The 4,080-nt window shown below is 63.8% G+C and carries 5 protein-coding genes; 4 read left to right on the top strand and 1 reads right to left on the bottom strand.

Going from position 1 to position 4,080, the window contains the following annotated elements:
- The first annotated feature begins 213 nt into the window (after positions 1-213).
- The 4 genes from QOD90_RS18465 to QOD90_RS18480 all read left to right on the top strand — a co-directional run bounded on the left by QOD90_RS18465 (position 214) and on the right by QOD90_RS18480 (position 3,861).
- Positions 214-1,485, top strand: a complete 1,272-nt coding sequence (locus QOD90_RS18465) for a lipase family protein (RefSeq protein ID WP_526352278.1) — start codon at positions 214-216, stop codon at positions 1,483-1,485.
- Positions 1,486-1,689: 204 nt separating this feature from the next.
- A complete protein-coding gene (locus QOD90_RS18470; protein WP_526352279.1) occupies positions 1,690-1,896 on the top strand; it encodes a ferredoxin in 207 nt (68 codons plus the stop codon).
- A gap of 185 nt (positions 1,897-2,081) precedes the next feature.
- Complete coding sequence (locus tag QOD90_RS18475) at positions 2,082-3,290, top strand: helix-turn-helix transcriptional regulator (RefSeq protein ID WP_526352280.1); 1,209 nt, start codon at positions 2,082-2,084, stop codon at positions 3,288-3,290.
- Between the two features lie 79 nt (positions 3,291-3,369).
- Positions 3,370-3,861 (top strand): hypothetical protein, encoded by a 492-nt coding sequence (locus QOD90_RS18480; protein ID WP_526352281.1) that lies wholly within the window; start codon positions 3,370-3,372, stop codon positions 3,859-3,861.
- Between the two features lie 13 nt (positions 3,862-3,874).
- On the opposite strand, the gene QOD90_RS18485 is transcribed toward QOD90_RS18480, so the two are convergent.
- On the bottom strand, positions 3,875-4,080 hold a 206-nt coding region (locus QOD90_RS18485), incomplete at its 5' end, for a response regulator transcription factor (protein ID WP_526352282.1).

Genomic DNA, 4,080 nt, shown 5'->3' on the forward strand with positions numbered 1-4,080 from the left:
CTGTCATGCCAGCTGGTGGTTACAGGAGCGTGCGACGGGCTGCGCATCATCGTTCCCGAAGGAAACGGCTAGGCGTACCAAACGCTTTGGTGCAACTGTGGATCGTGACCGATGGCCGCACCCCGCAACCGTTGTGCAGTCGACCTCACTATCAGATTTCGCAAATTACGGCCTGATGGTCTGACCATTTGCTAACGTCAGACCATGCGGCGAATGCTGAGCGTCTTGGGAATCCTGTTGCTCGGTCTACCCGCTCTCGTCGTTTGCGGCGAGGCACGTGCTGACGAGAGTCAGTACGTGGAGTTCTACACTCCACCCGACCCGTTGCCCCACGGGCAGCCAGGCGATCTCATTCGTACCGAGCCGTCCCGCCTGGTGCTGGAACCGTCCGGTCAGTTGGGTGCCTACGTGGCGACCGGCACCCGAATCATGTACCTCAGTACCGATACCCACGATCAGCCCATCGCCGTCACCGGCACCTACTTCGAGCCGGACAACCCGTGGCCGGGCCAGGGTCCGCGGCCGCTGATCTCGCTGGCCGTTGGCACCTACGGTCAGGGCGATCAGTGCGCACCGTCACGGCTCTTCAATCAAGGCATCCACTACTCCACCGGCTTCGACATCATGTACGGCTACGAGCAGGGGTTCGTCGCGACCATGGTGGCGCGCGGGTTCGCCGTGGTGGTCACTGATTACGAAGGCCTGGGCACTCCCGGGGTACATACCTACCTCAATCGCGCATCGCAAGGCCATGCCGTGATCGACGCGGCCCGGGCGGCGATGTTGCTACCCGGCACGTCGCTGAATCCCGATGGGCCGGTGGCATTCTGGGGATACTCGCAGGGCGGCGGTGCGTCGGCGGCGGCCGCCGAGCTGGCCCCGACTTACGCTCCGGAGCTCGACCTCGTCGGCGCGTGGGCCGGAGCGCCCCCAGCTGATCCAGCCGGAGTTCTGCCCTTCGCCGACGGCAGCATCTTGGTCGGCGCCATTGGCTACGTTCTCAATAGCCTCATGGCCGCATACCCGGAGACCGAAACCCCGATCCGAGACACTCTCACTCCGCGCGGGGAGGAGATGGTGAACAAGTCGAAGGATCAATGCACCTTCCAGACCCTGGCGGACTTCGGCTTTCGGCACCTGCAGCCTTATTTCAACCTGCCGTTGTCCGAGCTCGAAGAGTTGGAACCCATGAAGTCGCGCTTCGCCGAGCAGCGGATCGGACGGTACCGGCCCGCGGCTCCCGTATTCATCGACCAGAATCGATTCGACGGGGTGGTCCCATGGGTGCCCGCACATCAGATGGCCCTGGATTGGTGTGCCCAGGGCGCCGACGTCGAGTTCTTCACCAACGAGCAGCCCCCGTTCCTGAACAAGTTGGCGGTCAACCACGGACTGGCCGAGCTTGTGGACGGCGAACGCGGCATGCAGTGGATTGCCGACAGGTTCAACGGCCTGCCCACCACCCCGAATTGCGGCGAGATCTAGGGGCAGACGATGAGGATCTCCGTCATGCCCCGTTCGTGTGTGGACTTCCATCAGAACCTCCCGGATGGGCCGAAAAATCCCACCTTTGGGCGTTACGCGGGTTCGGTGTGGGTGATGTGATTGAGGCCAGTCACCGGACAGGAGGTGGATCTTGAGGGACGTCATTCGCCCGAGACGGGTCACCGCGGCGTTGATCGGTGCACGATGGTAGCCGCGTGTCGCATCGTCTTCGACCGCTCGAAGTGCGCCTCGATGGGGTTGTGCGAGATGGTCGCGCCCGACATGTTTCAGCTCGACGACGATGGCGTCATGACGGTGCAGAGCGAGCTGATCGACGCATCGCGGCGGGCCGAGATGGAGGCGGTGGCGATGGGTTGCCCAACGCAGTCGCTTCTCGTCGGCGACGCCTGATCGTCGCAGCGTCGCCAGGACGTTGCTCGAGGCGCAGACAGCCGCCGCCCTCGTAAAACTATGGCCTGACCATTCGAATGGTACGGTGCCAGATGTTGCGTAGGCAGTGGCCTACGTCACATACTGAATCGCGCCGGAACATGGCATCGACTGTGAGATGTGCGTACGGGTGGTGAGGAGACGGGATGGACGAGCAGACCGCGCCGGTCTCCGACCTTCTCGTACAGAGTCGCGAGATCGTGGCTCGCGCAGAGGAGATGCTGAGCATCGACGGCATCTGGCCGGCCGGTCCCGGCATCGGTGCACGAAATCCCGCAGATGACGCGCTATCTGCGGCTCGCAGTGCGCTGCGTGATCGAGTGGAGGTCGCTCAGGCGTCGGGAGAGTCTTCGTCAGCCGCTTCCCTAGCAGCACTCGCCGTGCGTGCAGAACACATCCAACTGTCCTTGAAGGACGCGCTCCTGGCGGAGCAGCACCATGAAATCGAGAGCGCACAGGTCGCCATCAACCGACTGCGAGGTGCGGTGTCAATTTCGGCGCTGGCCGAACGGATCCCGGTCGATGCGTGTCTGATGGGCTTCAGCCGCGTTTTGTTCTCATACGTCAAGCACGGCACGTGGATTGCATGCTCAGCATTCGCAGTGGACGACCAAGCGATGGCACTCGCCATGGTCGAGGCGGGCACCGCCAATCCGCGCAGACTCGCCGGACCGCTGCTGGAGGGTGAGATGGTGCGCCGCGGCCACCCCATCCTGGTGCGCAACCCGCAAACCGACTCACGTGTCCACAACGAGCTCGCTGCAGTCACCAAAACCGTGGCCTACGTGGCCGCCCCGGTGTTCAGCTGGGGTCGACCGATCGGCCTGGTTCACGCAGACCGCCACACCGACGACTACGTCGGAGAGTTCGATCGCCAGACACTCGGGCTCTTCGCCGAAGGGCTCGGTCTCGCCTTCGAGCGCAATCTCATGATCGAACGACTACGGGCCATGCGGCGCGCCGCCGATGAGCACGCGCGGATGGCAAACACCCTGGCTGATGACTTCACACTCGAAGTCCTCGATCTGGCGGGCCCGGCACCCGCTCTCTCCGAGGAATTCCTCGACGGGTACCCCAGCCAGATGCGGACGCTGGCCGGTCACGAATCGCGACTACTCAGCGAACTGACCAGCCGAGAGGCGGAGGTGCTGCGCGCAATCACCGCCGGCAAGACGAATGCGCAGATCGCCAGCGCGCTGTTCGTGACCGAGGGAACGGTCAAGTCTCACGTCAAGCACGTCCTGCGCAAGCTCGGCGCAGGCAACCGGACGGAAGCGGTGGCCAAGTATCACCGCGCCCAGAGTGCCGCTCCGCCTTACTCGGCGCTGGTTGAGCAACCGGATCGGCGCACTTAACTGTCGCCAGTGTAAATTGCCCCCTTCGTCCTCCTGTTGAGAGATGTGGCTCGCCGGATGGCGCGGTTAGGCTCACTGCGTGGCTGCGCCGCATGACAATTCCGAGTCGGTTCATGTTGAGAACGGGACCGTCGAGCGTGTCGACGTTCTGCCCGCCGCCGCGGTCGAGGCGCTCGTCAGGCTTCGCACTGCCTTCCACAACGACGAGCTGACCGAGCGGATCCCCGCCGAGCTGTGCATGGCCGGTTTCACCCGGGTGTTCTTCTCCCCCACTCACCAGGAGGACACTCCGCGAGAACGCCGAGATTCACCCGCGGCATCGAGGCCAGGGGTAAGACTCGCGGTACCGGTGTACGCCTGGCGGAGCCCCGTGGGTCATCTGCACGCCGTTTCGGATCCCGCAGCGCTCGACGGCAGTGCCACCCTGCTTCGATTGCTCGCCGAAGCCGTCGGCACCATCTTCGAGCGCAACGTACTCGCTGACCGACTCCGCAAGATGGACGCCTCGACGCGCGAGCATATCCGCGAAATCCGTCTTCTATCAGAGGCTTTCACCCCCGGCTACGATTGAAGCGGCAAACCGCTCAACCGGCCTTCGACGCTGCTGAAGCCATGGCGAGGCGATGAAAACGAGCGACCGCCTCCGTGCGGTTCGAGGCTCCGAGCTTGCGCAGAATGTGCTTGACGTGTGACTTGACCGTTCCCTCGGTGACGAACAGGCCGGTGGCGATCTGCGCGTTCGTCTTGCCAGACGCCAGATTTCGCAACACGTCCCACTCGCGCGGCGTCA

Source organism: Mycobacterium sp. (genome assembly GCF_032161845.1).
Lineage (GTDB): Bacteria > Actinomycetota > Actinomycetes > Mycobacteriales > Mycobacteriaceae > Mycobacterium.

Bases quoted from the DNA above. Each gene is read 5' to 3' on its own strand.
- QOD90_RS18465 (WP_526352278.1), top strand. From the start codon at position 214: ATGCTGAGCGTCTTGGGAATCCTGTTGCTCGGTCTACCCGCTCTCGTC.
- QOD90_RS18470 (WP_526352279.1), top strand. From the start codon at position 1,690: ATGGTAGCCGCGTGTCGCATCGTCTTCGACCGCTCGAAGTGCGCCTCG.
- QOD90_RS18475 (WP_526352280.1), top strand. From the start codon at position 2,082: ATGGACGAGCAGACCGCGCCGGTCTCCGACCTTCTCGTACAGAGTCGC.